25 protein-coding genes are annotated in these 23,594 nt (G+C 60.8%); 10 read left to right on the plus strand and 15 right to left on the minus strand.

Going from position 1 to position 23,594, the window contains the following annotated elements; translation table 11 throughout:
* Positions 1 to 138 precede the first annotated feature (138 nt).
* The 6 genes from ABAC402_RS38165 to rdgB all read right to left on the minus strand — a co-directional run bounded on the left by ABAC402_RS38165 (position 139) and on the right by rdgB (position 5,883).
* The gene (locus ABAC402_RS38165; protein WP_023451213.1) at positions 139 to 1,701 is read right to left on the minus strand and encodes a YifB family Mg chelatase-like AAA ATPase; all 1,563 of its coding nucleotides are present in this window, start codon (positions 1,699 to 1,701) and stop codon (positions 139 to 141) included.
* A 197-nt stretch (positions 1,702 to 1,898) separates the two neighbouring features.
* Positions 1,899 to 2,849: a glutathione synthase gene (gene gshB, locus ABAC402_RS38170; protein WP_031236089.1), complete on the minus strand. Its 951-nt coding sequence runs from the start codon at positions 2,847 to 2,849 to the stop codon at positions 1,899 to 1,901.
* Between the two features lie 57 nt (positions 2,850 to 2,906).
* The gene (locus ABAC402_RS38175; RefSeq protein ID WP_023451215.1) at positions 2,907 to 3,284 is read right to left on the minus strand and encodes a YraN family protein; all 378 of its coding nucleotides are present in this window, start codon (positions 3,282 to 3,284) and stop codon (positions 2,907 to 2,909) included.
* A complete protein-coding gene (gene rsmI, locus ABAC402_RS38180) occupies positions 3,281 to 4,138 on the minus strand; it encodes a 16S rRNA (cytidine(1402)-2'-O)-methyltransferase (RefSeq protein WP_023451216.1) in 858 nt (285 codons plus the stop codon). Before rsmI ends, ABAC402_RS38175 begins: the two co-directional genes overlap by 4 nt.
* A 3-nt stretch (positions 4,139 to 4,141) precedes the next feature.
* The gene (gene hemW, locus ABAC402_RS38185; protein WP_023451217.1) at positions 4,142 to 5,272 is read right to left on the minus strand and encodes a radical SAM family heme chaperone HemW; all 1,131 of its coding nucleotides are present in this window, start codon (positions 5,270 to 5,272) and stop codon (positions 4,142 to 4,144) included.
* Positions 5,269 to 5,883: an RdgB/HAM1 family non-canonical purine NTP pyrophosphatase gene (gene rdgB, locus ABAC402_RS38190; protein WP_023451218.1), complete on the minus strand. Its 615-nt coding sequence runs from the start codon at positions 5,881 to 5,883 to the stop codon at positions 5,269 to 5,271. Before rdgB ends, hemW begins: the two co-directional genes overlap by 4 nt.
* Before the next feature lie 92 nt (positions 5,884 to 5,975).
* Between rdgB and ABAC402_RS38195 the strand changes: the two genes are divergently transcribed.
* Together ABAC402_RS38195 and ABAC402_RS38200 are read left to right on the plus strand one after the other, a co-directional pair.
* On the plus strand, positions 5,976 to 6,497 hold the full coding sequence (locus ABAC402_RS38195; RefSeq protein WP_023451219.1) for a DUF2975 domain-containing protein: 522 nt from the start codon (positions 5,976 to 5,978) through the stop codon (positions 6,495 to 6,497).
* A gap of 1 nt (position 6,498) precedes the next feature.
* On the plus strand, positions 6,499 to 6,714 hold the full coding sequence (locus ABAC402_RS38200; RefSeq protein ID WP_023451220.1) for a helix-turn-helix transcriptional regulator: 216 nt from the start codon (positions 6,499 to 6,501) through the stop codon (positions 6,712 to 6,714).
* A gap of 163 nt (positions 6,715 to 6,877) precedes the next feature.
* Here the strand turns inward: ABAC402_RS38200 and rph are convergent, their stop codons facing one another.
* Positions 6,878 to 7,630 carry a ribonuclease PH gene (gene rph, locus ABAC402_RS38205; protein WP_023451221.1) on the minus strand — a complete coding sequence of 251 codons (753 nt, stop codon included), beginning with the start codon at positions 7,628 to 7,630 and terminating at the stop codon, positions 6,878 to 6,880.
* 190 nt (positions 7,631 to 7,820) lie between these two features.
* Positions 7,821 to 8,117: a hypothetical protein gene (locus tag ABAC402_RS38210; RefSeq protein WP_023451222.1), complete on the minus strand. Its 297-nt coding sequence runs from the start codon at positions 8,115 to 8,117 to the stop codon at positions 7,821 to 7,823.
* Between the two features lie 97 nt (positions 8,118 to 8,214).
* Here ABAC402_RS38210 and hrcA point away from each other — a divergent pair, with 97 nt between their 5' ends.
* The 3 genes from hrcA (at position 8,215) to ABAC402_RS38225 (ending at position 11,385) form a co-directional block, all read left to right on the plus strand.
* Complete coding sequence (gene hrcA, locus ABAC402_RS38215) at positions 8,215 to 9,309, plus strand: heat-inducible transcriptional repressor HrcA (RefSeq protein ID WP_023451223.1); 1,095 nt, start codon at positions 8,215 to 8,217, stop codon at positions 9,307 to 9,309.
* 27 nt (positions 9,310 to 9,336) lie between these two features.
* The gene (grpE, locus tag ABAC402_RS38220) at positions 9,337 to 9,957 is read left to right on the plus strand and encodes a nucleotide exchange factor GrpE (protein WP_023451224.1); all 621 of its coding nucleotides are present in this window, start codon (positions 9,337 to 9,339) and stop codon (positions 9,955 to 9,957) included.
* A gap of 66 nt (positions 9,958 to 10,023) precedes the next feature.
* Entirely contained in the window at positions 10,024 to 11,385 is a 1,362-nt protein-coding gene (locus ABAC402_RS38225; RefSeq protein ID WP_023451225.1) for a M28 family metallopeptidase, read from the plus strand.
* Positions 11,386 to 11,444: 59 nt separating this feature from the next.
* On the opposite strand, the gene ABAC402_RS38230 is transcribed toward ABAC402_RS38225, so the two are convergent.
* Positions 11,445 to 12,386 (minus strand): dienelactone hydrolase family protein, encoded by a 942-nt coding sequence (locus ABAC402_RS38230; protein WP_023451226.1) that lies wholly within the window; start codon positions 12,384 to 12,386, stop codon positions 11,445 to 11,447.
* Between the two features lie 307 nt (positions 12,387 to 12,693).
* Here ABAC402_RS38230 and dnaK point away from each other — a divergent pair, with 307 nt between their 5' ends.
* From dnaK to dapB, 3 genes are all read left to right on the plus strand, one after another.
* Positions 12,694 to 14,601: a molecular chaperone DnaK gene (gene dnaK, locus ABAC402_RS38235; protein ID WP_023451227.1), complete on the plus strand. Its 1,908-nt coding sequence runs from the start codon at positions 12,694 to 12,696 to the stop codon at positions 14,599 to 14,601.
* 215 nt (positions 14,602 to 14,816) lie between these two features.
* Positions 14,817 to 15,980 (plus strand): molecular chaperone DnaJ, encoded by a 1,164-nt coding sequence (gene dnaJ / locus ABAC402_RS38240; protein WP_023451228.1) that lies wholly within the window; start codon positions 14,817 to 14,819, stop codon positions 15,978 to 15,980.
* A gap of 214 nt (positions 15,981 to 16,194) precedes the next feature.
* Positions 16,195 to 16,950 carry a 4-hydroxy-tetrahydrodipicolinate reductase gene (dapB, locus tag ABAC402_RS38245; protein ID WP_023451229.1) on the plus strand — a complete coding sequence of 252 codons (756 nt, stop codon included), beginning with the start codon at positions 16,195 to 16,197 and terminating at the stop codon, positions 16,948 to 16,950.
* 154 nt (positions 16,951 to 17,104) lie between these two features.
* Here dapB and ABAC402_RS38250 read toward each other — a convergent pair whose 3' ends face one another.
* The 4 genes from ABAC402_RS38250 to coaBC all read right to left on the minus strand — a co-directional run bounded on the left by ABAC402_RS38250 (position 17,105) and on the right by coaBC (position 19,956).
* On the minus strand, positions 17,105 to 17,443 hold the full coding sequence (locus ABAC402_RS38250; RefSeq protein WP_023451230.1) for a hypothetical protein: 339 nt from the start codon (positions 17,441 to 17,443) through the stop codon (positions 17,105 to 17,107).
* 181 nt (positions 17,444 to 17,624) lie between these two features.
* Positions 17,625 to 17,999: a hypothetical protein gene (locus tag ABAC402_RS38255; RefSeq protein WP_023451231.1), complete on the minus strand. Its 375-nt coding sequence runs from the start codon at positions 17,997 to 17,999 to the stop codon at positions 17,625 to 17,627.
* A 225-nt stretch (positions 18,000 to 18,224) separates the two neighbouring features.
* Entirely contained in the window at positions 18,225 to 18,710 is a 486-nt protein-coding gene (dut, locus tag ABAC402_RS38260; protein WP_023451232.1) for a dUTP diphosphatase, read from the minus strand.
* Between the two features lie 55 nt (positions 18,711 to 18,765).
* Positions 18,766 to 19,956: a bifunctional phosphopantothenoylcysteine decarboxylase/phosphopantothenate--cysteine ligase CoaBC gene (gene coaBC / locus ABAC402_RS38265; protein ID WP_023451233.1), complete on the minus strand. Its 1,191-nt coding sequence runs from the start codon at positions 19,954 to 19,956 to the stop codon at positions 18,766 to 18,768.
* A gap of 76 nt (positions 19,957 to 20,032) precedes the next feature.
* Here coaBC and ABAC402_RS38270 point away from each other — a divergent pair, with 76 nt between their 5' ends.
* On the plus strand, positions 20,033 to 20,650 hold the full coding sequence (locus tag ABAC402_RS38270) for a hypothetical protein (RefSeq protein WP_023451234.1): 618 nt from the start codon (positions 20,033 to 20,035) through the stop codon (positions 20,648 to 20,650).
* Positions 20,640 to 21,191, plus strand: coding sequence for a hypothetical protein (locus tag ABAC402_RS38275; protein ID WP_023451235.1), 552 nt, complete (start codon positions 20,640 to 20,642; stop codon positions 21,189 to 21,191). Before ABAC402_RS38270 ends, ABAC402_RS38275 begins: the two co-directional genes overlap by 11 nt.
* On the opposite strand, the gene ubiB is transcribed toward ABAC402_RS38275, so the two are convergent.
* Both ubiB and ABAC402_RS38285 read right to left on the minus strand, forming a co-directional pair.
* A complete protein-coding gene (gene ubiB, locus ABAC402_RS38280; RefSeq protein WP_023451236.1) occupies positions 21,188 to 22,723 on the minus strand; it encodes a 2-polyprenylphenol 6-hydroxylase in 1,536 nt (511 codons plus the stop codon). The two genes, ABAC402_RS38275 and ubiB, sit on opposite strands and share 4 nt — an antisense overlap.
* A complete protein-coding gene (locus ABAC402_RS38285) occupies positions 22,707 to 23,495 on the minus strand; it encodes a class I SAM-dependent methyltransferase (RefSeq protein WP_023451237.1) in 789 nt (262 codons plus the stop codon). Before ABAC402_RS38285 ends, ubiB begins: the two co-directional genes overlap by 17 nt.
* Between the last annotated feature and the right edge of the window lie 99 nt (positions 23,496 to 23,594).

Here is a 23,594-nt window from a genome sequence, read left to right on the forward strand (position 1 = left end):
AGCGAGATGGCGATTCTACCTAAAGCCATCCCGCTCTAAAAGTGCGACGCACCGCGCGGGCGTCCCCGATTTCGGATAAAGTGGGCGTTAACACAAAAATTTAGAGCGGGGTTTGATGTCATCAAAACACATCCCGCGCTATGCGCAGGTTGATGCCCGTGCAAAACTCGCGGGTGTGTCCTCATTCATGGGACCACTACGGCGATAGATCAGCGCCTCTGCGACGTGACGGCGCAAGACAGCGCCCGATTGTTCCAGGTCGGCAATAGTCCGTGCCAGGCGCAGGGTTCGTGTCCAGCCCCGCGCCGAAAGGCCGGTTTGCTGCGCCGCCTGGGTCAGCAGGGTCTTGGCCGAAGGGTCCAACGCGCAGATTTCCTCGAGCCCTCCACCATGGGCGGTGGCGTTCAAGGCATTGCCTGGCGCCAGGTCGAGGCGGTGTGCGCGCTCGGCCTGGAGCTGGCGTGCAGCCTCGACGCGAAGGCGGACCTCGTTGGTGCCTTCCGCCGGAGCGGGCAGTGCCATGTCTATGGCCGTCACGGCAGGGACATCGATCTGCAGATCAATCCGGTCCATGAGCGGGCCCGACACCCGGCTCTGATAATCCTTAAGGCAGCGTGGCGCCTTGCCGCACGAACCTCGGCCAACACCGCCATGCCCACATTTGCAGGGATTCATAGCTGCAACCAGCTGGACTCGGGCAGGATACTTTACATGGTGGTTGGCGCGGGCGACGATGATTTCATTGGTTTCCAGCGGCTGCCGCAACGAATCCAGAGCCTGCGGCGAAAACTCCGGCAGTTCGTCCAAAAACAGCACCCCGTTATGTGCCAGGGACATTTCACCGGGTTTTGCCCGCGTGCCGCCCCCGGTCAGGGCTGCCATCGAGGCTGAGTGGTGCGGAGCACGAAACGGCCGCTCGTTGGTCAGCTCACCCTTGGCGATCAGTCCGGCCATCGACCAGACCTGCGAGGTTTCAAGGAGTTCCATATTCGACATCGACGGCAATATGCCCGGCAAACGCTGAGCCAGCATCGATTTTCCGGAACCGGGCGGTCCGACGAACAACAGGTTGTGTCCTCCCGCGGCGGCGATTTCCAAAGCCCGCTTCGGTACCTCCTGGCCCTTGACTTCGTTCAGGTCCATCACCTTGCCGGGCAGGGCCCTTTCGCCGCGGACAGGCGGCTCAAGCACAAAATGACCCTTGAAGTGGTTGATCAGGGCAATGATGGAGCGCGGCGCCAGGATCTTGACATCGCCGGCCCAGGCGGCTTCGGGACCGTTATCGTGCGGGCAGATAAGCCCCATTCCAAAGCTGGAGGCGGCAATGGCTGCTGGCAGGGCACCGGCAACGGGGACGATACTGCCGTCCAACTTCAGTTCGCCGATACAAACATAGTCATTGAGCGCATCTTCCGGGATGATGCCCATGAGCACCATCAAGGCCAGAGCGATCGGCAGGTCGAAATGGGTGCCCTCCTTGGGAAGGTCGGCGGGCGACAGATTGGCGACAATTCGCTTGTTGGGTAGAGACAGGCCCATGCCGGCAAAGGCACCGCGTACACGCTCGCGGCTTTCGGCCACCGCCTTGTCACCGAGGCCCACAACCGAGAAGGCGACGTGTCCTTTGGTAAGTACCACCTCGGCTTCGACACGGCGCGCTTCGGCGCCCTCGAATGCGACCGTGGTGATCCTGGCGGGCATATCTTGTTGCTCCTGAGCGCTGGAACTCTAGACCTTGGGGTACATAGGCAGAATTATCCACAAGCTATGGCAGAGTCTGATACAAAGCAAGAACAAAATACGAACAAAATAGAAAACAACGTTCGGAAGCTTCGTCAAATTTCCGCAAGATACGGAATATTAACACTTTTGCGACGGTAACGCATGTTCCAAACGGTCTATTTGGCGCCTAACCGTGCGTCGATCCTGTCCCACAGGATCTCTCCGACATCGATCCCTTCAAAGGCTTTCAATTGGACGGCACCGGTGGGCGAGGTGACGTTGATTTCGGTCAGGTAGTCGCCGATGACGTCGATGCCGACAAACATCAGTTCCTTTTCCTTCAGCACCGGTTTCAGCCGTTCGCAGATCTCGCGGTCGCGTGCGGTCAGGATCAGAGGCTCAGCGCGGCCGCCGACGCGCAGGTTGGAGCGGATGCCACCCTCAGCCGGCACGCGGTTGATGCCCCCGGCGATTTCTCCGTCGATCAGGATGATGCGCTTGTCGCCGGCGCTGACCGCCGGGAGAAATTTTTGCAGGATCACCGGTTCGCGGCTGATGTTACCAAACAGCTCGACGAGGGAATCCAGATTGCGATCGCCGGCCTTCAGCTTGATGATGCCGTTGCCGGCTGCGCCGTGCAGCGGTTTCAGGATGCAGTCGCCGTGGCGCTCGAAGAAGTCGTTCAGCGCGTCGAAGTCGGATGAGATGAGGGTTGGCGGTTGCAGGCCTTCGAATCGCGTCGCCAGCAGCTTTTCCGGCGCGTCGCGCACCGAAGTCGGATTGTTGACCACAAAGGTCTTCGGGTGGACAGTTTCCAGGAAATAGGTCGCGGTGATGTAGGCGATGTCGAAGGGCGGGTCCTGGCGCATCAGGATCACGTCGATGTCATCGGCCAGATCGAGCTTTTGATAGTTGCCGGCGGTGACATGGTCGCCCGTGACGGGGCGCAGGGTGACCTTGCGTCCGCGCGCCGACACGCGGCCGTCTTCCAGGCTTAAGCTTTGGGGTTCATACACCCACAGTTCGTGACCGCGCTCCTGCGCCGCCATCATCAGCAGGAAGGTGGTGTCCGAGGCGATGTTGATCTTCTCGATCGGATCCATCTGGACGGCGACGCGTAAGGTCATGGCGGCTTCCTGTGACATTCGGCAGAGATATGTGCCGCTGCGTGCCGCCTGACAAGGCTAGAAGCGTTCTATTTTCTCGAAAGCGCTTATGATGTGGACCGGCCATTGTCCGGGCGCGACGGTATAGAGGTCGATGCTGAGATCCAGCTTGCGAAGCGACGGCCGGTTTTCCTGCAAAGCCAGCCCGGCCTGCCACAACCGATCCTGCTGCATTGATGTTACGGCGATGGCAGCGTCTTCATGCCTTTGGCGCTGCTTAACCTCGATCACCGCCAGCCGTTTGCCCTTGCGCGCCAGGATGTCGATCTCGCCCTGCGGTGTTTTCAACCGAAACCCCAGGATGCGATAGCCCTTCAGCATCAGGTGGATCAGGGCAAGATATTCGGCCATCCGGCCGGTTTGACGTGCCCTTGTGCCCCGGACGACGCGGTTCATCGCCCTTTCAGCTCCAGGGCTTTTTGATAAACAAGCTTACGCGGTACTCCGAAGACATCGGCCAGTTGTTTGGCGGCATCCGACGGCGAATAATGCTCCAGGGCCAGTTTCAACGCCTCATCGAGGGACTCTTCAGAAGGCTTGTCTTCGGCTGGCGGGGCGACCACGATAACGATTTCACCCCGGGGCTCGGCCAGGGCCGGGTCGGTGGTGAGGGTGGCGAGGGTTCCGCGATGGCCGGTCTCGTACAGCTTGGTCAGTTCGCGGCAGACACAGGCATGGCGATTGCCCAGGACGCTCAACATATCACTGAGAGCGTCGTGCAAACGCGGCCCGGTTTCGAAAACCACTAAGGTTGTTCTCAGACTGACGAATTCACCCAGGAAGGTCTGGCGGGCGGCCGATTTGGCGGGCAGGAAGCCGGCGAACATGAAGCGGTCCGTGGGCAATCCGGCCAGGCACAGGGCCGCCAGGACACTGCTGGCGCCCGGAATCGGATGAATGTAAGCGCCGGCGTCCCGGGCGGCTTCCACCAGGCGAAAACCGGGGTCGGAAATCAACGGTGTGCCGGCATCGGAAATCTGGGCGATGATCTGGCCCTGGCTCAGGCGGTCAAGGATTTCCGGCAGGACCTGCGGCCCGGCATGGTCGTCGTAGCGGATCAGCTTTTTCTTGATGTCATAGGCAGACAAAAGTTTGCCGGCAATGCGGGTGTCCTCGGCCAGGACGACATCGGCGGCGCGCAGCACGTCCAGTGCACGCAAGGTGATATCGCGAAGATTGCCGATCGGCGTGGCCACGATATAGAGGCCAGGGCTGACGGGTCGGGGTGGCGGGGCGAACAGGGATTCCATGAGCTAGGATAGAAGCTCAAGGAGCAGTCTGTCCAGCACGACGCGCCCCTTGAGGGTAGCGCGTAGGTGGGTCGTGGTCAATTCCATGAAGCCATCGTCGATCAGGGGCGATGCACGGGTGGGCAGATCGAGCAGCCGGAACCGTTCCAGAGCCACGCCTTCAGCCATGCGAAGACCCAGCATGGCGGCCTCTTCCTCGGCGTCCTCAAGCGTCAGGATCTCGGCACCGTGGCCGGTGCCGATTTCACGGACGCGTGCGGTGTAGGCCTTGAGGTCGGACACAGCTATGGTGGCCTGTCGTTGCCCGTCGATGGTCAGCCGGCCATGGGCCCCGGGGCCGATACCGATATAGTCGATCCCGCGCCAGACGCTGATATTGTGCATTGATGGCGCTTGTGGCCCGCGTGCATGGTTGGAGATCTCATAGGCTTCAAACCCCAGCGCTTCGAGCGTGGCCTGGGTTTCGAAGTAAAGGGCCTCACCCAGATCCTGATCGGGGGACGACCACTGGCCGCGGCGTACCGCTCGTCCGAACGCGGTGGTAGCTTCTATGGTCAACTGATAGGGCGAAATATGCTCGATGCCCAGGGCCGCCGCCTGGGTCAGTTCGTCGCGCCAGTTGACAAGTGTCTGGTCCGGGCGGGCGTAGATCAGGTCGAGCGAGACCCGCCCGAATACGGCCTGGGCGGTTTCGATGCCAGCTATGGCTTCGCGGACGGAATGGTTACGGCCGAGGAATTTCAGCGCGGTGTTATCAAGCGATTGCACGCCCAGTGACAGACGATTGATGCCGGCGTCGCGAAAGCCGCGATAGCGGGCTATTTCTGCGTCGGTCGGGTTGGCTTCCAGGGTGATTTCAATATCGTCCGTAGACGGAAATAGCTGTTTTGCTCGGGTAATCAGCTCTGCGGCCCAGTCCGGCGGTAGCAGGGACGGCGTGCCCCCACCGAAGAACAGGCTGACCAGACGCCTTGGCCCGATCCTGGCTGCCTGGTTTTCGAGATCGCTTAGAATGGCGTCGAACAGGCTCCGTTGAGACGCCTGGCCGCGGTCACGGGTGACATTAAAATCGCAATAGGGACAGATGCGCGAACAGTAGGGCCAATGGACATAAAGGGCGACCGGCAAGGTCAAAACAATGCCGCCCGCAACTGTTCGAAGGCCAGATGGCGATGGCTGATGGCGTCCTTAGCGTCAGGGTCCATCTCGGCAAAGGTAACGTCATAACCGTCTGGCTGAAAGAGCGGATCGTAGCCAAAACCCTTGTCGCCGCGGCCGGGCAGGGTAATCTCGCCATGAATCACGCCTTCGAAAACGGCGGCCGGCCCCTCCGGCCAGGCGACGGCCAGGGCGCAGGTGAACCAAGCTTTCAATGAAAAGGCGTTGCCCAGATCTTCTTGGGCCTTGCGCAGCTTGTGGCCGATGATCTCGCCGGCGCGGGTGAAGTCCTTATCCGGCCCGGCCCAGCGGGCACTGTAAACGCCGGGATCGCCGTTCAGCGCGGCGATACTAAGACCCGAATCATCTGCCAGGGCGGTTATTCCTGCGGTTCTCGCGGCATGACGCGCCTTAAGGATGGCGTTCCCGACAAAACTGACCTCGGTTTCGTCAGGCTCGGGCAGGTTCAGCGCCGCGGCAGTGACGATCTCGAACCGGCCCTCGAGCAGGGCGGAGATTTCCCTGGCCTTGCCGGGATTATGGGTGGCGGCGATCAGTTTCTGACCGCGGATCAGGGACAGGCTCATGGTCGTGCCTTGTACCCGATCAAGGCCAAATGAAAAGGTTGTTTTTTCACCGCGAACTTGGGAAAAGAGAAGCTCGTCATAAGGGTCTGCACATGCGCTTTCTGGGACCGCGTTCGATTTCCAGCCTTCTGAAGACGGCGCTGGACGTCGTCTATTACGGCCTGTACGCCGTCATCTTCCTTGTCCTGCTGGCCGCGGTCAGCGTTCTGGTCGTACCAAATGTGGTCGAGATCACGCTGCAAAAGCTGAACCTTGGCACCAGTCTGAGCTCAGGCTCCCAGGCGGCCATGTTCCTGGTCTATGCCTTGTACCTGGTCGGCTATTTGATGATCATGCACTGGACGCGCCAGGTGTTCAAAACCCTGGCCGAAGGCGACGTCTTCCATCCCGACAATACCCGCCGTCTGCGCTGGATCGGTTTTGGTCTGGGTGGACTCGAAATCTTCGGTTATCTCTTGCACCTGTTTGCCGAGGGCATGTTCCATCTCCAGTTCGAGCCGGTCTACGGCCTGCGTGCCGTGACGACCTGGTTCTCGGTTCTGGTGGTGTTCGTCCTGGCCGAGGTGTTCAAGGAGGGCGCGCGACTGCGCCAGGAAGCGGACCTGACGATTTGACATGGCCATTCGATTGAAACTGGTAGAAGCCCTGGCGCGGCGGCGGCTGTCGATCGTCGAACTGTCTGACCGGACGGGGATATCGGTGCGCGACCTGGAGGTCCTGCGTGACCAGAAGGCCATGGCCCTGCGCCTGAAGACGCTGGACGCCTTGTGCCGGGCGCTGAACTGCACGCCCGGCGATCTGCTTGAATATGGCGAGAACGCGTTGGAGTGACGGAAGCGGTCCTCCAGGATGCTGTTTGAAAGCTTTGCGCAGCGACGGCGGACCCCTCCGTCTCGACGCGTTTCGCCCCATAGGTGGGCTCACTTGCTCGCCACCTCCCCATTGAAGAAATGGGGAGGAGAAGAAAGCAAGAGTTCACCCGGCTCGTCGTATTTTAACGCCCCAGCACCTGGTTCTGCAGGGCGAACAGTTCGGTGGTGCCCTTCAGCGCCAAATCGTACAGGGTGTCAAATTCCGGGCGGCTGAAACCGCGCTTTTCGCCGGTCGCCTGGATTTCGACCGCCAGACCGGAACCGGTGATCACGAAGTTTGCATCCGTCTCAGCATTGGAGTCCTCATCATAGTCGAGGTCCAGCACCGGCGTCGCTTCGAAGATGCCGCATGAAATGGCCGCGATCTGGTCCATGAGCGGCGACTTCTCGATGATCTTGTCCGCGACCAGCTTGTCACAGGCGGCGGCCAGCGCTACCCAGGCGCCGGTGATCGAGGCGGTGCGTGTGCCGCCGTCGGCCTGCAGCACGTCGCAGTCGAGCGTGATCTGACGTTCGCCCAGGGCCTTCAAGTCGATGATCGCGCGCATCGAGCGACCGATCAGGCGTTGAATTTCCTGCGTGCGCCCCGACTGTTTGCCGGCAGCGGCTTCACGGCGCGACCGGGTATGGGTCGAACGCGGCAGCATGCCGTATTCCGCCGTCACCCAGCCCTGGCCCTTGCCTTTCAGGAAAGACGGGACGCCGGGTTCGACCGAAGCCGTCACCAGGACGCGGGTGTGGCCAAAGGTGACCAGGCACGATCCCTCGGCATAACGCGTGACACCTGTTTCCAGAGTAACGTTGCGCATCTGGTCAGGCTTGCGGTTGGACGGACGTATGGTCTTGAGCGCGGCCAGGGCATCGAAGTGTGACATAAAAAAACCTCGTGAAAGCGCGCCTGAACTAACAGGTCGTGCGCTTTGAGGGAAATGCTTTCTCAGTGTTTAGAACTGATGCGGCTTGGCATTTGCGCCAGGCGCGGGCGGACCGTGTTCGCGGTGCGCCACCTTGCCTTCCGAATTGGTGCATATCGAGGTTTCGTTGCCGCGTTTGCCGGAACTTGCCTCAATTCGTTCCCAGTCGGCCCTGTTCCTGTTCCAGAGGCGTGCGCGAGGTATAGACCGGCGTCGTCGTCTTGCACGTGCTGTCGACACAGGCAAAGCCGCGGTGTTCGTCATCGTGCTGACGGGTATCGGCGCTGCGCGCAGCGGGACGAATCAATCCCGGCCGGGTGTCATAGACGGCCTTCCCGCCCGAGGTTTGCAAAGGGGCATAGGCCGCGGCTTGCGACGGCTGCGGGCCATAGGGTTGTTCGGGTGCATCACGGTTCAGCGCGACGGCGAGCAAGGCGGCTTCCAACATGAACCTTCCTCCGAGGATTGCGGTAGCTCGATCCAACTTTATGGCGAATTAAAGACTCTTGGCGCGAAGCACGGACCTTGTGTAGACTTGTCGTCGAATGAAAACCTATCCGCCACCCACCCTGTCAGCCTTGATGAGTTCCGGCGCCTCGTTGAGCGAACTTGATTCGCGCGCCCGCGACGTCTTCCGGCATGTCGTCGAAGCCTATCTCGAGACCGGTGAACCCGTCGGGTCGCGCACCCTGTCCAAAGGCGGGGTCCACCTGTCACCGGCCTCCATCCGCAACACCATGCAGGACTTGAGCGCTTTGGGACTTCTGTCGGCTCCCCATACCAGCAGCGGCCGGCTGCCGACGCACCAGGGTCTGCGCCTGTTCGTCGATGGTCTGCTCGAAATCGGCGACATCAGCGACGATGACAAGCGCGAGATTGAAGGGCGCCTGACCTCTCAGGGGCGCAGCTTCGATAGCGCCCTGCGCGAAGCGGGTAACCTGCTGTCCGGCCTGGCCGGCGGAGCGGGACTGGTGACGACACCGTCGTCCGAAGCCGGGGTCAAACATGTCGAATTCGTCGCGCTCAGCAATGAACAGACTCTGGCTGTCCTGGTTTTCGACGACGGCCGGGTCGAAAACCGCTTGATGCCGGCGCAGGTTGGCATGACGCCGTCGGTGCTGGCGGAGGCTTCAAACTACCTCAATACCCGGCTGAAGGGCCGTTCCCTTAGCGAAGCCCGTCTGCATCTTAAAACCGAGCTTGACCAGGAGCGCCAGCGCCTGGACGAAGCCGCTGCGACGCTTATCGATGCCGGATTGGCCGCCTGGTCAGGTGGACAGGCGGAAAAACGCGCCCTGATCGTGCGCGGTCAGGCCAATCTGCTGCAGGCTTCTGCGCTGGAAGACCTGGAGCGTATAAGGTCATTGTTCGAAGATCTGGAGCAGAAGGAAGAGCTGATCGACCTGCTGGACGACGTGGGTCAGGCTCAGGGGGTTAGAATTTTCATCGGATCGGAATCGAAACTGTTTTCTTTGTCGGGCTCGGCTGTTATTGCAGCGCCTTACATGGTGTCGCCCCGGGCGGGCGGTCCGAAGGTCATGGGCGCGATCGGTGTGATCGGGCCGGCCAGGTTGAATTATGCCCGGATCATCCCACTTGTGGACTACACTGCGAAACTGCTGGGCCGCATGCTCGATTGAGCGCGCCCGTTTTTTGACGAGAGACATATGACTGAAGAGACCGAAGTTTCCGAAGCCGCCGGCGAGAGCGATGTTACAGAGAATTTGAATCCGTCACTGAAGGCGGCCTTTGACAAGTTGAGCGAGGAAAACGTCGCGCTGAAGGAGCAGGCGCTGCGTTATGCCGCCGAGGCCGAAAATACCAAGCGCCGCGCCGAGCGCGAAGCCAATGACGCCCGCGCCTTCGGCATTCAGCGCTTCGCCACCGGACTTCTCGGCGTGGCCGATGTGCTGCAGCGTGCGCTCAGTTCGGTGCCGGGCGAGATCGCTGACCCGGCGTTCAAGAACTTTGTTGACGGCATTGCCATGACTGAGCGCGAGTTGGCTGGCGCCTTCGACAAGAACGGCGTCAAGAAGATCAGCCCGCTAAAAGGCGACAAGTTCGATCCGCACCTTCACCAGGCGGTGATGGAACAGCCGTCGACCGAGGTCGAAGGCGGTTCTGTCCTGTTCGTCATGCAGGCGGGCTACGAGTTGTTTGGCCGGGTGATTCGTCCGGCAATGGTGGCTGTGGCGGCCAAGACCGCTGCCGCACCGGCCCAGAAGAACGGCTATGACTCCGGCGCTGGCGAAGCCACGGGCGAAGCTGTGAATACCCAGGCGGAATAAGACGGGTTGACGCCCAACCTCAGGATTTCTAACACTGGGCGCTTCAATAGCTGTTGAGGCGCCCTAATGTTGTTCCGTACCTTCCTGTTCGTATCCGCCGCTTTGGCGATCATTTCCACCCCGGCCCTGGCCGAACCGTGGAAAGTCAAACAGGAATGGGTCAGCAGTCATGCCAGCTTCCTGGCGTCCGAAGCCCTGCAGGGGCGCACCAGCGCCACCCGCGATGAAGCCATTGCTGCGGCCTATATCGCCGCGCAGTTCGAGGCGTTCGGTCTGAAGCCGGCGCCGGGCATGACGTCCTATATCCAGACGGCGGCGATCGATCACCCGGAGTTGGACGGAAAGGCCCGGCTGACCGCCGGTGGCGTCGATGTCGCCGAAGGGCAGGGTCTGACCCTCTACTATTCCCACGGCCAGACCATCACCGGCAAGATCGCCGTCGCCAGGAGCAGCGACCCGGCCGTGATGCCGGATGGCGATATCCTGGTCATCACGCCCGACGCCAAGTTCACCCTGGGAGCATGGTGGCGAGCGGCGATGCAAAAAGGCGTCAAGCTCTTGATCGTGCGTGAAAGCGACGACACCAAAAAGCGCATGGAGGGCATTGGCGGTGAGACCATTGTGCCGGCGCGTCTGGTCGAACGGCCGGTGGAAAAGCCCCGCGCCGACGTCGCTTTCGTTGCGGTCGATGCCTTCGACACGCTGGCGAAAGGCGATGGCCAGGACATCACCTTCACGGTCGGCCAGGTGAAAAAGCCGCAACAGATCACCAGCAACGCCATCGGCTGGCTACAAGGGTTAGACCCGAACGCCGGCGTGATCCTGATTTCGGCCCACCTGGACGCGGTCGGCGCCCATGACGGCAAGGTGGTGCTGGGCGCCAACGACGATGCTTCGGGCGTGGCGGCAGTGCTGGAGCTGGCGCGGGCCCTGTCGGCCGCTGGTCAGCCCAGGCGCAGCGTGATGTTCGTGGCCTATGGCGCGGAAGAAATCGGGCTTCTGGGCTCGCAGTATTTCGCCATGAAGCCGCCGGTGCCGCTGGAGAGCATCGTCGCCAACCTGGAGATCGAGATGATCGGCCAGCAAGATCCGAAAATGCCGGCCGGGGTGATGATGATGACCGGCTTCGACCGGTCGGACTTTGGTGAATCCCTCAAGGCCAAGGGCGCCCTGATTGCGCCGGACCTCTACCCGGAGCAGAATTTCTTCGAGCGTTCAGATAATTATCAGTTGGCGCTGCAGGGAATCGTGGCGCACACGTTGTCGGGCTGGGCGGTGACTCCGACCTATCACACGCCGGACGACACGATCGCCAACCTGAACCTGCCCTTCATGACTCAGGCGATCCAGTCGCTGGTCGAGCCGGTGACGTGGCTGGCGAATGGCGACTATGTTCCCAAATGGAAAGACGGCGGCAAGCCGAAATAACGATTGCGAAGTGAAGACGAAGGGGCCTCAGGCCCCTTCACCCGGATAAACGACAGCGCTTACAAATACTTCCCAAACCACGCTGTCGCCTTCGCCCAGCCGAGTTTTGCCTGTTCGGCGTTGTAGCTGGCACGGTAATCGGCATGGAAACCATGACTGGTCCCCCGCAGCACCTCGATATGTGATGGCGTCAGCCGCGCTGCAGCCAGCGCGTCGTTCATCCGCTGCACCGAGGCAGCCGGAATATTGCCGTCGTTTTCGGCATACAGACCCAGGACCGGACGGTTCAGCGATCCAGCGATCTCCACCGGCCAGGGACGGTTCTCTCCCCCCATAAACTGATCCGGTGCCGGTTTTTCGAGCCGGCCGTACCACGCCACCCCGGCCTTGACGACCGGCATGGTCGCCGCCGCCATCCACACAATGGCACCGCCCCAGCAGAATCCGGTCACACCGACCGACGTCATGTCGGCAAAGCCCTTATCACCCAGGACCTTCTTCTGCTGGCCGATGTCGGGCCGGCTGTCCAGCCACATGCTGGCCGCTTTCAAATCACCCATCACCTGCTGGTACGACGCGGCCTCGACCAGAGCCTTCACCGTATCGAAATCGACGGCCGCAGCGGCATTTCCCTTGCGTGCAAAAAAATCGATGGCCAGGGCACAATAGCCGGCGCGCGCCCAGCGTCGGCAGACATCGCGGATGTAGTCGTGCAGCCCGAAGACTTCAGAGACGACCAGAATGACCTTGTGCTTGCCTTTACCAGCGGGCATAGCGATGTAGCCCGGAATACGATAGTCGCCTTCCGCGCGCAGCGGCGGGATCAGTACGTCCCTGACGAACAGACCGTCGTCAGGCGTCGTGATGGCGTCCGCATTGACCGGACCAGTGCTGAGCGCATACCCGGCGAAAAACAATCCTGCCATGCCGCGCCGGCTAAGGTGGAAATCCGTGGCCAACGACCCCTCCGGACGGGTCAGCGGCAAGATCGTATCGGCCATGAGGGTCCCCTTTAACAGCGTGAGCGCGAAACGGCGCTGTCGGCCGTTTTAGACCATAACGCTGCCAAGGCAAGGACTGCGCATTGGCGGATGCTGTCAATAGCCCCAAAATAAATGCGTCTTTCCCTTGAAGGGGCGGTAGCCTTCACCATATCGGCTACAGCTTTCGAACACCCGGTCACATACCCTACCGTGGACGGGGCTTGAAATTTCGTTTGTATTCATCTTAACGGGGATGGACAAACGCGGTGCTTGATCTCAAAAGGCCGCAACGCCCATTCGCCTTAACGGAGCAGAATTTACACCCATGGCAAAAATCATCGGTATCGATCTCGGGACGACCAATTCCTGTGTGGCCGTCATGGACGGCAAAAACCCCAAGGTCATCGAAAACGCCGAAGGCGTGCGCACGACCCCGTCGGTGGTTGCTATCGTCGACGACAGCGAACGGCTGGTCGGACAGCCGGCCAAACGTCAGGCTGTCACAAATCCCGGCAACACCTTTTTCGCCATCAAGCGCCTGATTGGCCGCGCCTATACGGATCCGATGGTCCAGAAGGATAAGGGCATGGTGCCCTACGAAATCACCAAGGGTCCCAATGGCGACGCCTGGGTCCGTGCCAATGGCAAGGATTACAGCCCGCAGCAGATTTCGGCCTTTATCCTGCAAAAGATGAAGGAAGACGCGGAAGCCTATCTCGGCGAAACCGTCACCCAGGCCGTCATCACGGTCCCCGCCTACTTCAACGACGCCCAACGTCAGGCCACCAAGGACGCCGGCAAGATCGCCGGCCTCGAAGTCCTGCGCATCATCAATGAGCCGACCGCCGCTGCCCTGGCCTATGGCCTCGACAAGGACACCAACAAGAAGATCGCGGTTTATGACCTGGGCGGTGGTACTTTCGACGTCTCGATCCTCGAGATCGGCGATGGCGTCTTTGAGGTGAAGTCGACCAATGGCGACACCTTCCTGGGCGGCGAAGACTTCGACATGCGTATCGTCGACTACCTGGCCGACGAGTTCAAGAAGGAAAATGGCGTCGACCTCCGTTCCGACAAGCTGGCCCTGCAAAGGCTCAAGGAAGAGGCGGAAAAGGCCAAGAAGGAACTGTCGACGGTCGCCCAGTACGACCTGAACCTGCCGTTCATCTCGATGAACGCGTCGGGCCCGCTGCACCTGAACCTGAAGATGACCCGCGCCAAGCTGGAAAGCCTGGTCGAGGACCTGATCACCAAGACGATCGGCCCCTGTCAGCAGGCACTCAAGGACGCCGGCCTCAAGGCGTCCGACATCGACGAAGTGGTCCTGGTTGGCGGCATGACACGCATGCCCAAGGTCCAGGACGCCGTGAAGACCTTCTTCGGCCGCGAACCGCACAAGGGCGTCAACCCGGATGAAGTGGTGGCGTTGGGCGCCGCCATTCAGGCCGGCGTCCTCCAGGGCGACGTCAAGGATGTCCTGCTGTTGGACGTCACCCCGTTGACGCTTGGTATCGAGACCCTGGGCGGCGTCTTCACCCCGCTGATCGAACGCAACACCACCATCCCGACCAAGAAGTCGCAGGTCTTTTCGACCGCCGACGACAACCAGTCGGCCGTGACGATCCGCTGCTTCCAGGGTGAACGCCCGATGGCCGCAGACAACAAGATCCTTGGTCAGTTCGACCTGACCGGCATCCCGCCGGCCCCGCGCGGTGTGCCGCAGATCGAGGTCACCTTCGATATCGACGCCAACGGCATCGTCCATGTCAACGCCAAGGACAAGGCGACGAACAAGGAACACTCGATCCGTATCCAGGCCAACGGCGGTCTGTCGGACAACGACATCGAAGAAATGATCAAGCAAGCCGAAGCCAATAAGGGCGAAGACGAGAAGCGCAAGGCGCTGATCGAAGCCCGCAACCAGGCCGACGCCCTGATCCATTCGAGCGAGAAATCTCTGAAGGAGTTCGGCGACAAGGTTTCGCCCGCCGACAAGACGGCGATTGAAACCGCCCTGGCTGATCTGAAGGTTGCCAGGGACGGCGAGGATGCCGACGACATCCGCGCCAAATCGAACACCCTGATCCAGGCTTCGATGAAGCTGGGTGAGGCCATGTACGGCCAGGCCGGTGACGGCGACGACGTGGATGGTGGCGCCAGTGGCCAGGCCGAAGATGACGGTGTGGTCGACGCCGACTTCGAAGAAGTCGACGACTCCAAGAAGAGCGCCTGAGAGGCATAGGATGGAAGCCCCGGTTTCCTCACTGGAAGAGAACGGGGCGTCCACGCCGCCGCCGTGCGCGGTGAGCAGATTTGACTCTCTCGCTCCGCGGCATCACAACTTTAGTCAGAGTATTAGGGATCAGGCCGAAAAGCCGGTAACGCACGTGAAAGCTCTTTCGGGTAGCTTCTGGCGCGTAGCTTCAGGCTGGCATCGGGGCGTTAAGCATGAGCAAGCGTGACTATTACGAAGTTTTGGGCGTCGAGCGCGCTGTTGATGACGCGACGCTCAAGGCCGCCTTTCGCAAGAAGGCGATGGAACACCATCCTGACCGCAACCACGGTGATGACACGGCCGAAGCGCGCTTCAAGGAGGTCAACGAGGCCTATGGCGTCCTGTCGGATGCCCAAAAGCGCGCCGCCTACGACCGTTATGGCCATGCCGGCATGAACGGTCAGTCGGCCGGTGGCGGCTTCCAGGGCAATTCGCAGGGCTTTTCCAATGTCGAGGACATCTTCTCAGAGATGTTTGGCGACATCTTCGGTCAGCAGCGCCGTCCCTCCGGTCCGCAACGCGGTTCCGATGTTCGTTTCGACTACGAGATCACTCTCGAACAAGCCTACAAGGGCGCCGAGGTCGAGCTCACGGTCCCCACCACCCTGACATGCGAAACCTGCAAGGGTTCCGGCGCCAAGCCGGGGACCAAGCCGTCAACCTGCATGACCTGCGGCGGCCAGGGCCGTGTGCGCACCTCCAATGGCTTTTTCGCCGTCGAACGCAGTTGTCCCGCCTGTAACGGCCAGGGAAGCGTTATCAAGGAACCGTGCACCGATTGCCGCGGCCACGGCCAGGTCCGCCAGAACAAGACCCTGAAGGTCAATATTCCGGCCGGCGTGGATGAAGGCGCCCGCATTCTGTTGCGTGGTGAAGGCCAGGCCGGCGCCAAGGGTGGACCCAGGGGCGACCTCTACATCTTTCTCAGCGTCTCAGACCACGATATTTTCGAACGCGATGGCCTGGATCTGCATTGCTCTATCCCCGTGCCGATGACCACCGCCGTGCTGGGTGGGACGCTGGACGTGCCTTGCCTGATGGGCGGCCAGAACTGCGATGGCCAATTCAAGTTGGAAGTGACGATTCCGGATGGCGCTCAGACCGGCCATAAGGTCAAGCTGAAAGGCCGCGGCATGCCGGGCCTGAACTCGAAGCAGAAGGGCGACCTGATCGTCGAACTTTTCGTTGAGACGCCCAGGCACCTGAACGCTCGGCAAAAAGAGCTGATGAAGGAGTTTGCCGCCGTTTCGGAGGCACAATCCTATTCCCAGACGCAGGGTTTCGTGCATAAGGCGCGCCGCTTCTGGGAGGATATCACGGGCGCGGCCGCGCAATAGGCGTCTTACACTCTTCTGGTCCTAAAGACCGGTCAGGGGGGCATTTGATGCCGAGGCGAAGCGACTGCGACGTTGCGCTCTAGAGCGGGATGGCTTTAGGTAGAATCGCCATCTCGCTCTAAGTTTTTGTTTTGTCGCGCAATTTGTCCGAAAAGTGGCTTCCACTTTATCGGATTGCGCTCTAATCCCAATTCATGACGATGAGGTTTCCGACATGGCCGCACCCGCCACCCGCTTCGCCATCAACGGCTACAAGGGCCGAATGGGTCAGGCTGTGGCAAAGGTCCTGGACGAGATCAAGCACTCCGTGGCGGCGAGATTCGAAAAGGACGACATGTTCGACCTGACGCGGTCCGATGCTGTTATTGACTTCTCGACGCCGGAAGCGTCGCTTGCCCTTGTCGAGGCCTGTGCCGGCGAAGGCCTGTCGCGTCCGCGTCCGCTGGTGCACGTCATCGGCTCGACCGGCTTTACTGCCGAACAGCGCGACCAACTCTTCCGTTTTGCCGATGAGGTCGTCATCATCCAGTCAGGCAATTTCTCGCTGGGTGTCAACCTGCTGATGGGCCTGCTGAAACAAGCTGCTGCACGCCTGGCCGCTGAGGACTGGGATATCGAGATTGTGGAAGCGCACCATAGGCGCAAGGTAGACGCCCCTTCCGGAACCGCACTGATGCTGGGCGAAGCCGCCGCCTATGGCCGCAATGTCCGCCTCGAAGACGTCAAGGTCGCCGCCCGCGACGGTATTACGGGTGCGCGAAAAGCAGGCGATATAGGGTTTTCGGTGATCCGTGGCGGCGGCATTGTCGGCGAACACAGCGCCGTCCTGGCTTCGGAAGACGAGATACTGACGCTGTCGCACTCAGCCCGCGACCGCACCCTGTTCGCACGTGGCGCCATTCAGGCAGCGCTTTGGGGCCGCAAACAGAAGGCCGGTTTTTACGACATGCAAGACGTGCTGGGGCTGTAAAGAAAAAGGCCCGTCGAACTCGGCCCTTGCCATGTCAGCGAATTGCGATCTGATCCAATCAGATCGCAATTCGCTGACAGTTTTTGCTTTATCGCGCAATTTTTCCGAAAACGGCAGCGCCCGTGCGACGGCGTCCACTTTATCGGATTGCGCTCTATGCCTTCTTGTTTTCGAACTTCATGGCGGATTTCAGCGTGCCCAAAACACCGATGATGCCGAAAGCAAACACGAAAAGAATAAACAGTTGGGCAATCGATTCCAGTTGCTGGAAATCCGGGAAGCTCATCGGGCGGCCCAATAGCGCCGGCCAGACAGTCTGTATGCCGAAGGACAGCGCCACGGCAGCGGCTGCCTTGAGCATTAAGCGGTCGGGCTTGGGCTGGAGGAAACCGATCAACATGCCGATAATCAGTACCGGAAGCGGATTGACGCCGTTTACAGCGGCGCGAAGGCCTTCGCTGATGTCTTGGAGGAAGTTCCAGATGTCGTTCATTTAGCTGGTCCCTTGTCAGGTCGCCGGATTGGCAGAAAAAACGCATGGCAGGAGGGTACGCGCCGTTAGCTATAATTGCGGTCGAATTCGGCAAAAAAGCGGCTCTGAGACGTGAAGAAGCGATGCGCTTTAGCGTGACCATCGACAGTGATCGCCAATTTGGATAAATTGTCCAGCGGAATCAGTGACCGTTGGGGCGCGGCTGGGGTTGGCGCTCGCTGAGGGACAGGGTCGACCTGACCACTTGGAGCAACCTTATGACCAGCCAGGCGATGAGCAGCATGGTTGCTATCTGCATCTGAGTCTCCAGCTGGGTCAGGTCGGGCCAGATCGGGGCATAGCCGGACGCCACCGGCCAGGCGGCGGCGATCAGAACCGCTGGGACAAGGGCTATGGCAGCCTTAACGAGGTACCAGCCGCGCTGGGGCTGGATCACGCCCATAAGCGCGCTGGTAATCAGGACGGGAACCGGATTAAGGCCGATCAAACTGGCTTTGGCGGCATCCCAAAGGGCAAATCCGAACTGCACCGCATCGCCACCGAGATTGTCGCTCATAACTCGCACCCTTTCACCGCCCCCATGGCGGCCGCCCTGTCTGAAATGCCTTGAGGCTGGTTCAGCATGCGTTCTGGCATCTGGCGCGTGGCCGCATCAGGATTCGATACGTTATACGCGCCAGATTAGGCTGTCCTGCTTTGTTGCAACAGCCTAATGACATAATGTGGTTATGTGATCACACTTGTGTGTCATCACGCGAGTTGGGCTCGCCTTTTTGGCGATTTACCCCCGTCCTGTCGAGCCGAAACCGCCTTCGCCGCGGACTGTGGAGTCGAGCGACTCCTGCACCTCCCAGACGATGCGGGCATGTTGGGCCACCACCATCTGGGCGATGCGGTCGCCGCGGTTGATGACAAAGTCCTCGGAGCCGAGATTAACCAGGATGACCCCGACCTCGCCGCGATAGTCGCTGTCGATCGTGCCGGGCGAGTTCAGACAGGTGATGCCAAACTTAAGCGCCAGACCCGACCGCGGGCGGACCTGGACTTCATAGCCCCTCGGCACGGCGATTTTCAGTCCTGTCGGAATCAGGGCGCGGGCGAAGGGTTTCAAGACCACCGACTCTGTCGCGGCAATAGCGGCGCGAAGGTCCAGCCCTGCCGAGCCTTCGGTCTCATAGGCCGGCAATGGAAGATCAGCGGCGTGGGCCAGCCTTTGGACGTAGGCGGTGGATTCGGACGATAAGTATGCGTGCGTATGGGTGGTCATGGCGGCGGCTCCTGCTGCGCCAGACTCGCACGATTCCGCGGTCGGCTACAGACGGTCAGCCAAGACGTCTGTGGATATATGTGGCCAGAAACGCGGCTATATCAGCCTTGGTAACGCCGGGTATGGCATTGAAACCGTTGATATCAACCAGATTGGCCTGGTTCTTCGCAGATCCGAAGACGTCATCCGAAACGTCATTGGCCAGGATGGCATCGCAACCTTTCGACGCCAGCTTGGCCCGGGCATAGGTTTCGAGGTCATTTGTCTCAGCCGCAAAACCGATCACCAGTTTTGGGCGAAGATCAAGGTGCTTCGACACTGTTTCGAGGATGTCGGCAGTCTTGACGAAGGTGACGGTCAACTCCGCGTCAGGGCTTTTCTTCTGTTTTTCCGTCGCTGCCAGTTTGGGCCGCCAGTCGGCGACGGCGGCGACGGCTACAAACACGTCACACGGCAAGGCGTTCAGCGATGCTGTCAGCATCTGGTCCGCCGTTTCGACATTGATGCGACGGACGCCTTCGGGCGTGGCCAGGGCCACGGGGCCGGAAATCAACGTCACCTCAGCCCCTTGTCTCGCCAGGGCTTCGGCGATGGCATAACCCTGGCGGCCGGAACTGCGGTTGGTCAGTCCACGCACGGGATCGAGAGGTTCGAAGGTTGGCCCGGCGGTTACGACGATCCCACGGCCGTTGAGCGGCCCCATTCGCGGTCCCAGCTCTGTCCGGACGGCGGCAAAGATGGCGTCCGGCTCGCTCATCCGGCCCAGACCAAATTCCCCGCAGGCCATGTCGCCTTCGTCCGGACCGATGAACTGAACGCCATCGGCCTTCAGGGTTTCGAGATTGCGCTGCGTCGCCGGGTGGTGCCACATCCGGACATTCATCGCGGGTGCCATCAGCACCTTTTTGTCCGTGGCTAACAAGAGCGTCGACGCCAGGTCGTTCGCCTGGCCGTGCGCCAGCCTGGCCATCAGGTCGGCCGTAGCCGGCGCTACCACAACCAAATCCGCCTGGCGCGACAGCATGATATGGCCCATCTCGGCCTCGGTGGTCAGGTCGAACAGGTCCTGATGGACCTTGTCATTGCTAAGGGCGCCTGCGGTCAGCGGCGTGACGAATTCTTCGGCGGCCCGGGTCAACACGACGCGCACGGCAATCCCGCCCTTGCGCAGCAGGCGGATCAGTTCGAGCGATTTGTAGGCGGCTATGCCGCCGCCGATGATCAGGAGGACTCGGGGTTCGCTCATGGGGTATCTCCTGTGCGGCTTTTCTCGCGCCGCGCCTTGTGCCATAGCTTTGAAGGACGAGGCAAGGGGGCAAGGCATGCGCTGGTTCGGTCGCACATTACTGGCGTTGGTTGTTGTGGCTGTGACAGGCTGCGACGCCGGACCTTCGGCGGTGCTGCCCGATGGCGGCGGCGAAACCGTGGTCGTCGAGGAGAAGAAAGCGCCGGTCTGGGCCGAGCGCCAAAAAGACGCCAGGGCCGAGCCGGAGGGGCTTGAGCAGGCCTCGATGGCGGTGATCGATCCGCCGGCGACCGAAGCGGAAACGCCGAAGGGTTCGAAAGTTGTCATCACGGAAACCCGTTATGGCGACTGGCCGCTGTGGTCGAAGAACCGCAAATATTCGGCCTATGAGAACGCCACCTATCATTTTGAAAAGCACGGCGCGGCGTTCGGTGCGGTGTCGTATGATGACTGGGTCGGCAAGGTGCACGGCTTTATCCACAGCCCGCCCAAGGGGACGCAGACCTTACGGCGCAGGAACGGCGATACCCTGTTTTACGATCCGAAGGGCAATGTCTTTGCGGTGATGACCAAACAGGGCGCGCCGCGGACCATGTTCCGGCCGGACAATGGTGCCGCCTACTGGCAGAAACAGAAGCAGATCGAGGCGGAGCGCAAGCTGGGCCGCGACCCAAGGGGAGGGAATGATGCGTGAGTTGCCGATTGTCGAGCGGACGAAATATACGGGAGCAGACCGCTTCAGAGAATTGATCGGAGCTGGTTTGTTCTTGGCATTGCCCTTCATCTACAGGCTTTTTTATCCGGAGCAGAGCGCATACTTCTACGAACATCTTATGGCCGGGGATCTCTCCGTCTTTTCACCGTTCAACAACTTGAGTGACGAACCAAGCCAATATCGAAATCGCGTTTTTCCAACTTTTAGCTTTTTCCTACCGGTCTTCGGAGTAATTCTTTTGTTTCGCTCGCTGTTCAAACAGGACAAGACTTGGACCGTTACCGAGGATTCGGTGACTTGCGAGATTCTGTTCCTGACCGGTCGCCGCCGCGAAATATGGTCCATTCGTGAGGTCGCCCAGGTCAGGCTGCGTCGTATCTTTGTGGGCTTTGGCGATGACCGCTACGGGCTGGACCTGGTGCTACGGTCCGGTAAGGTGTTGAAGCTGCCGGCCAAGCGGCTCAGGACCACTGCGGAGCGGGTCAAGGCGGACATCGAAGCCGCGGCGGGGCTGGCTTAACGCACCGCGACCCAGATGATCACGCCCAACGAGATCACCGACACGATCAGCGCAATCAGTCCGAAGGTACGGCCTTGCTGCGCGCCCACTTTCAGGGCCTCAAGCTCCACGTAGCCGCGGCGGGGCGTCCCCGCCTCAACGTCGTCGTCCAGGCGCAGCTTATGGACCAGGCGCTCGAACAGGCGGCGGGCTTCGACCACGGGCGACAGTTCGCGCGAGATCCAGGCGCGGACGACCGGGCGGGCGGCTTCCCACAGATTGTGTTCGGGGTAGATGCGCCGGGCGACGCCTTCCACACTGACCATGGTCTTTTGCAGCAGAACCAGTTCGGGGCGAAGGTGCATCTCGAACTGGGCGGTGATTTCGAACAACTGGCTCAGCAGACGGCCCATGGAAACTTCGGTGGCCTGGCGGCCCAGGACGGGTTCGCCGACGGCGCGCAGGGCTTGGGCGAAGCTGTCGACATTCTGATGCGCCGGCACGTAGCCGGCTTCGAAATGGACCTCGGCGACGCGCTTGTAGTCGCGGCGCAGGAAGCCCCACAGCATTTCGGCCAGATAGCGGCGCTCCTTGGGGCGCAGTCGGCCGATAATGCCGAAATCGATGGCCGTTAGCTTTGCGGGCGCGGCGACGAAGAGGTTGCCTTCGTGCAGGTCGGCGTGAAAGACGCCGTGGTCCAGGGCCTGGCTTAAGAAAGCGCGGATCAGGTTGTCGGCGGTTTCCTTCTTGTCGAGGCCGGGCAGTTCCAGGGCTTCGGGACGGCTTAAGGGGATACCGTCGGCCCATTCGATGACCAGGACGCGGCGCGCCACGTGGTGCCACACGATCTTGGGCGCCTTCATCCACGGCTCTTTGTTGATGATCTGGCCCAGTTCGTCGGCGGCCGAGGCCTCCAGGCGCAGATCCAGTTCAAGCAGTAGCGAGGTCGCCACGGTGGCGACGAAGGCTTCGGGCTCCAGGCGTTTGGCGGACGGGAAGAAGAAGGCGATAATGCCGGCGCCCAGGGTCAGCATGGCGATATCGGCGGCGATGATGCGTTCGATGTTCGGGCGCAGGATTTTGACGGCGACCTTGCGGCCGTCCTTCATCCTGGCTTCGTGGGCCTGGGCGATCGAGGCCGAGCCGATGACGTCACCGAATTCGGCGAAAATTTCGTTGGCCGGGGCGCCCAGCGACTCGAGAATGGTGGCTTCAGCGACGGCCTTAGGGAAGGGCGGCAGGCGGTCCTTCAGGTGGGCCAGGTCGCGGGTGAAGCGTTCGCCGAAGATATCGCCGCGCGTCGACAGGATCTGGCCCAGCTTGATGAATGCGGGTCCCAGGTCATGAAGGGCCTTGGCATAGCGTTCACCCGCACGGTCTTTGGTTCTCTTGGCGAAAAGCGTTCGCAAAACCGCTGCCAGGAAGCGCGGGATTGGCGGCAGCAGGTGCTCGGTCTCCTTGGGCAGCAAGGCGTCGTGGCGCAGCAGCACCGCGCCGGTCCGGATTAGCCGTGCCCAGGAGTCCAGCGAAGCCACGTCAGGCGCGGCCTTCATGCAGGGCACATATGCCGCCGGAGAAGTTGCTGTAACTGACACGCTCGAAGCCAGCGCGGACCATCATCTGTTTCAGAGTGTCCTGATCTGGGAAGCGCTGGATGCTTTCGATGAGGTACTGGTAGCTGTCGCGGTCGTGGGCGATCAGTTGGCCCATGAAGGGGATGACCTTGAAACTGTAGGTCTCGTAGACCTTATTGATCACAGACGATTTCGGGTGTGAGAATTCAAGACAGAAGAAACGGCCGCCGGGTTTCAGCACACGTTTCGCCTCAAAGAGCGCGGATTGTACGTCGGCAACATTGCGGATACCAAAGCTGATGATGTAGGCGTCGGCAGCGTCGTCGGGGAGCGCCAGGTTCATAGCGTCGCCGACGGACCAGGAGATTTCAGGTTCGTGAAGTTTGAGGCGTTCGGACTTTTCACGGCCCGCCAGGATCATGGCTTCGTTGTAGTCGATGATGCGGATGTCAGCATCGCTGGTGGTGAAGCCGCGTGCCTGACGCCGTGCCTTGGCAGCGCGGGCCAGTTTGGCGAGACGGCGGGCGATATCGCCGGTGCCGCCGGCGACGTCCAGGATGATCTCGCCCGGTTGTGGATTCAGGCGACCACAGGCGGCGTCTTTCCAAACGTGGTGGACACCGAACGACATGACATCATTCATCAGGTCGTAGCTTGAAGCCACGCTTTTAAACACGTCATGGACCATCGAGACCTTCTCGCGGGCGTCGACATCCTTGAAACCAAAAGGGGAAGTAACCTGATCCGTCATGGTTACGCTTCTAGACTGAACGTCTTAATTTGGCGAAACAAAAAACGGTAAAAGGGTTTTGAAGGCCGGGGACATAACGTCGCGGGCGAGGGTTTAAGA

It is taken from the genome of Asticcacaulis sp. AC402 (assembly GCF_000495835.1).
In the GTDB taxonomy this organism is placed as follows: Bacteria; Pseudomonadota; Alphaproteobacteria; order Caulobacterales; family Caulobacteraceae; genus Asticcacaulis.

Coding starts and splice junctions, on each gene's coding strand:
- ABAC402_RS38165 (WP_023451213.1), bottom strand. CDS start 1,701: ATGCCCGCCAGGATCACCACGGTCGCATTCGAGGGCGCCGAAGCGCGC.
- gshB (WP_031236089.1), bottom strand. CDS start 2,849: ATGACCTTACGCGTCGCCGTCCAGATGGATCCGATCGAGAAGATCAAC.
- ABAC402_RS38175 (WP_023451215.1), bottom strand. CDS start 3,284: ATGAACCGCGTCGTCCGGGGCACAAGGGCACGTCAAACCGGCCGGATG.
- rsmI (WP_023451216.1), bottom strand. CDS start 4,138: ATGGAATCCCTGTTCGCCCCGCCACCCCGACCCGTCAGCCCTGGCCTC.
- rdgB (WP_023451218.1), bottom strand. CDS start 5,883: ATGAGCCTGTCCCTGATCCGCGGTCAGAAACTGATCGCCGCCACCCAT.
- ABAC402_RS38195 (WP_023451219.1), top strand. CDS start 5,976: ATGCGCTTTCTGGGACCGCGTTCGATTTCCAGCCTTCTGAAGACGGCG.
- ABAC402_RS38200 (WP_023451220.1), top strand. CDS start 6,499: ATGGCCATTCGATTGAAACTGGTAGAAGCCCTGGCGCGGCGGCGGCTG.
- rph (WP_023451221.1), bottom strand. CDS start 7,630: ATGTCACACTTCGATGCCCTGGCCGCGCTCAAGACCATACGTCCGTCC.
- ABAC402_RS38210 (WP_023451222.1), bottom strand. CDS start 8,117: ATGTTGGAAGCCGCCTTGCTCGCCGTCGCGCTGAACCGTGATGCACCC.
- hrcA (WP_023451223.1), top strand. CDS start 8,215: ATGAAAACCTATCCGCCACCCACCCTGTCAGCCTTGATGAGTTCCGGC.
- grpE (WP_023451224.1), top strand. CDS start 9,337: ATGACTGAAGAGACCGAAGTTTCCGAAGCCGCCGGCGAGAGCGATGTT.
- ABAC402_RS38225 (WP_023451225.1), top strand. CDS start 10,024: ATGTTGTTCCGTACCTTCCTGTTCGTATCCGCCGCTTTGGCGATCATT.
- ABAC402_RS38230 (WP_023451226.1), bottom strand. CDS start 12,386: ATGGCCGATACGATCTTGCCGCTGACCCGTCCGGAGGGGTCGTTGGCC.
- dnaK (WP_023451227.1), top strand. CDS start 12,694: ATGGCAAAAATCATCGGTATCGATCTCGGGACGACCAATTCCTGTGTG.
- dnaJ (WP_023451228.1), top strand. CDS start 14,817: ATGAGCAAGCGTGACTATTACGAAGTTTTGGGCGTCGAGCGCGCTGTT.
- dapB (WP_023451229.1), top strand. CDS start 16,195: ATGGCCGCACCCGCCACCCGCTTCGCCATCAACGGCTACAAGGGCCGA.
- ABAC402_RS38250 (WP_023451230.1), bottom strand. CDS start 17,443: ATGAACGACATCTGGAACTTCCTCCAAGACATCAGCGAAGGCCTTCGC.
- ABAC402_RS38255 (WP_023451231.1), bottom strand. CDS start 17,999: ATGAGCGACAATCTCGGTGGCGATGCGGTGCAGTTCGGATTTGCCCTT.
- dut (WP_023451232.1), bottom strand. CDS start 18,710: ATGACCACCCATACGCACGCATACTTATCGTCCGAATCCACCGCCTAC.
- coaBC (WP_023451233.1), bottom strand. CDS start 19,956: ATGAGCGAACCCCGAGTCCTCCTGATCATCGGCGGCGGCATAGCCGCC.
- ABAC402_RS38270 (WP_023451234.1), top strand. CDS start 20,033: ATGCGCTGGTTCGGTCGCACATTACTGGCGTTGGTTGTTGTGGCTGTG.
- ABAC402_RS38275 (WP_023451235.1), top strand. CDS start 20,640: ATGATGCGTGAGTTGCCGATTGTCGAGCGGACGAAATATACGGGAGCA.
- ubiB (WP_023451236.1), bottom strand. CDS start 22,723: ATGAAGGCCGCGCCTGACGTGGCTTCGCTGGACTCCTGGGCACGGCTA.
- ABAC402_RS38285 (WP_023451237.1), bottom strand. CDS start 23,495: ATGACGGATCAGGTTACTTCCCCTTTTGGTTTCAAGGATGTCGACGCC.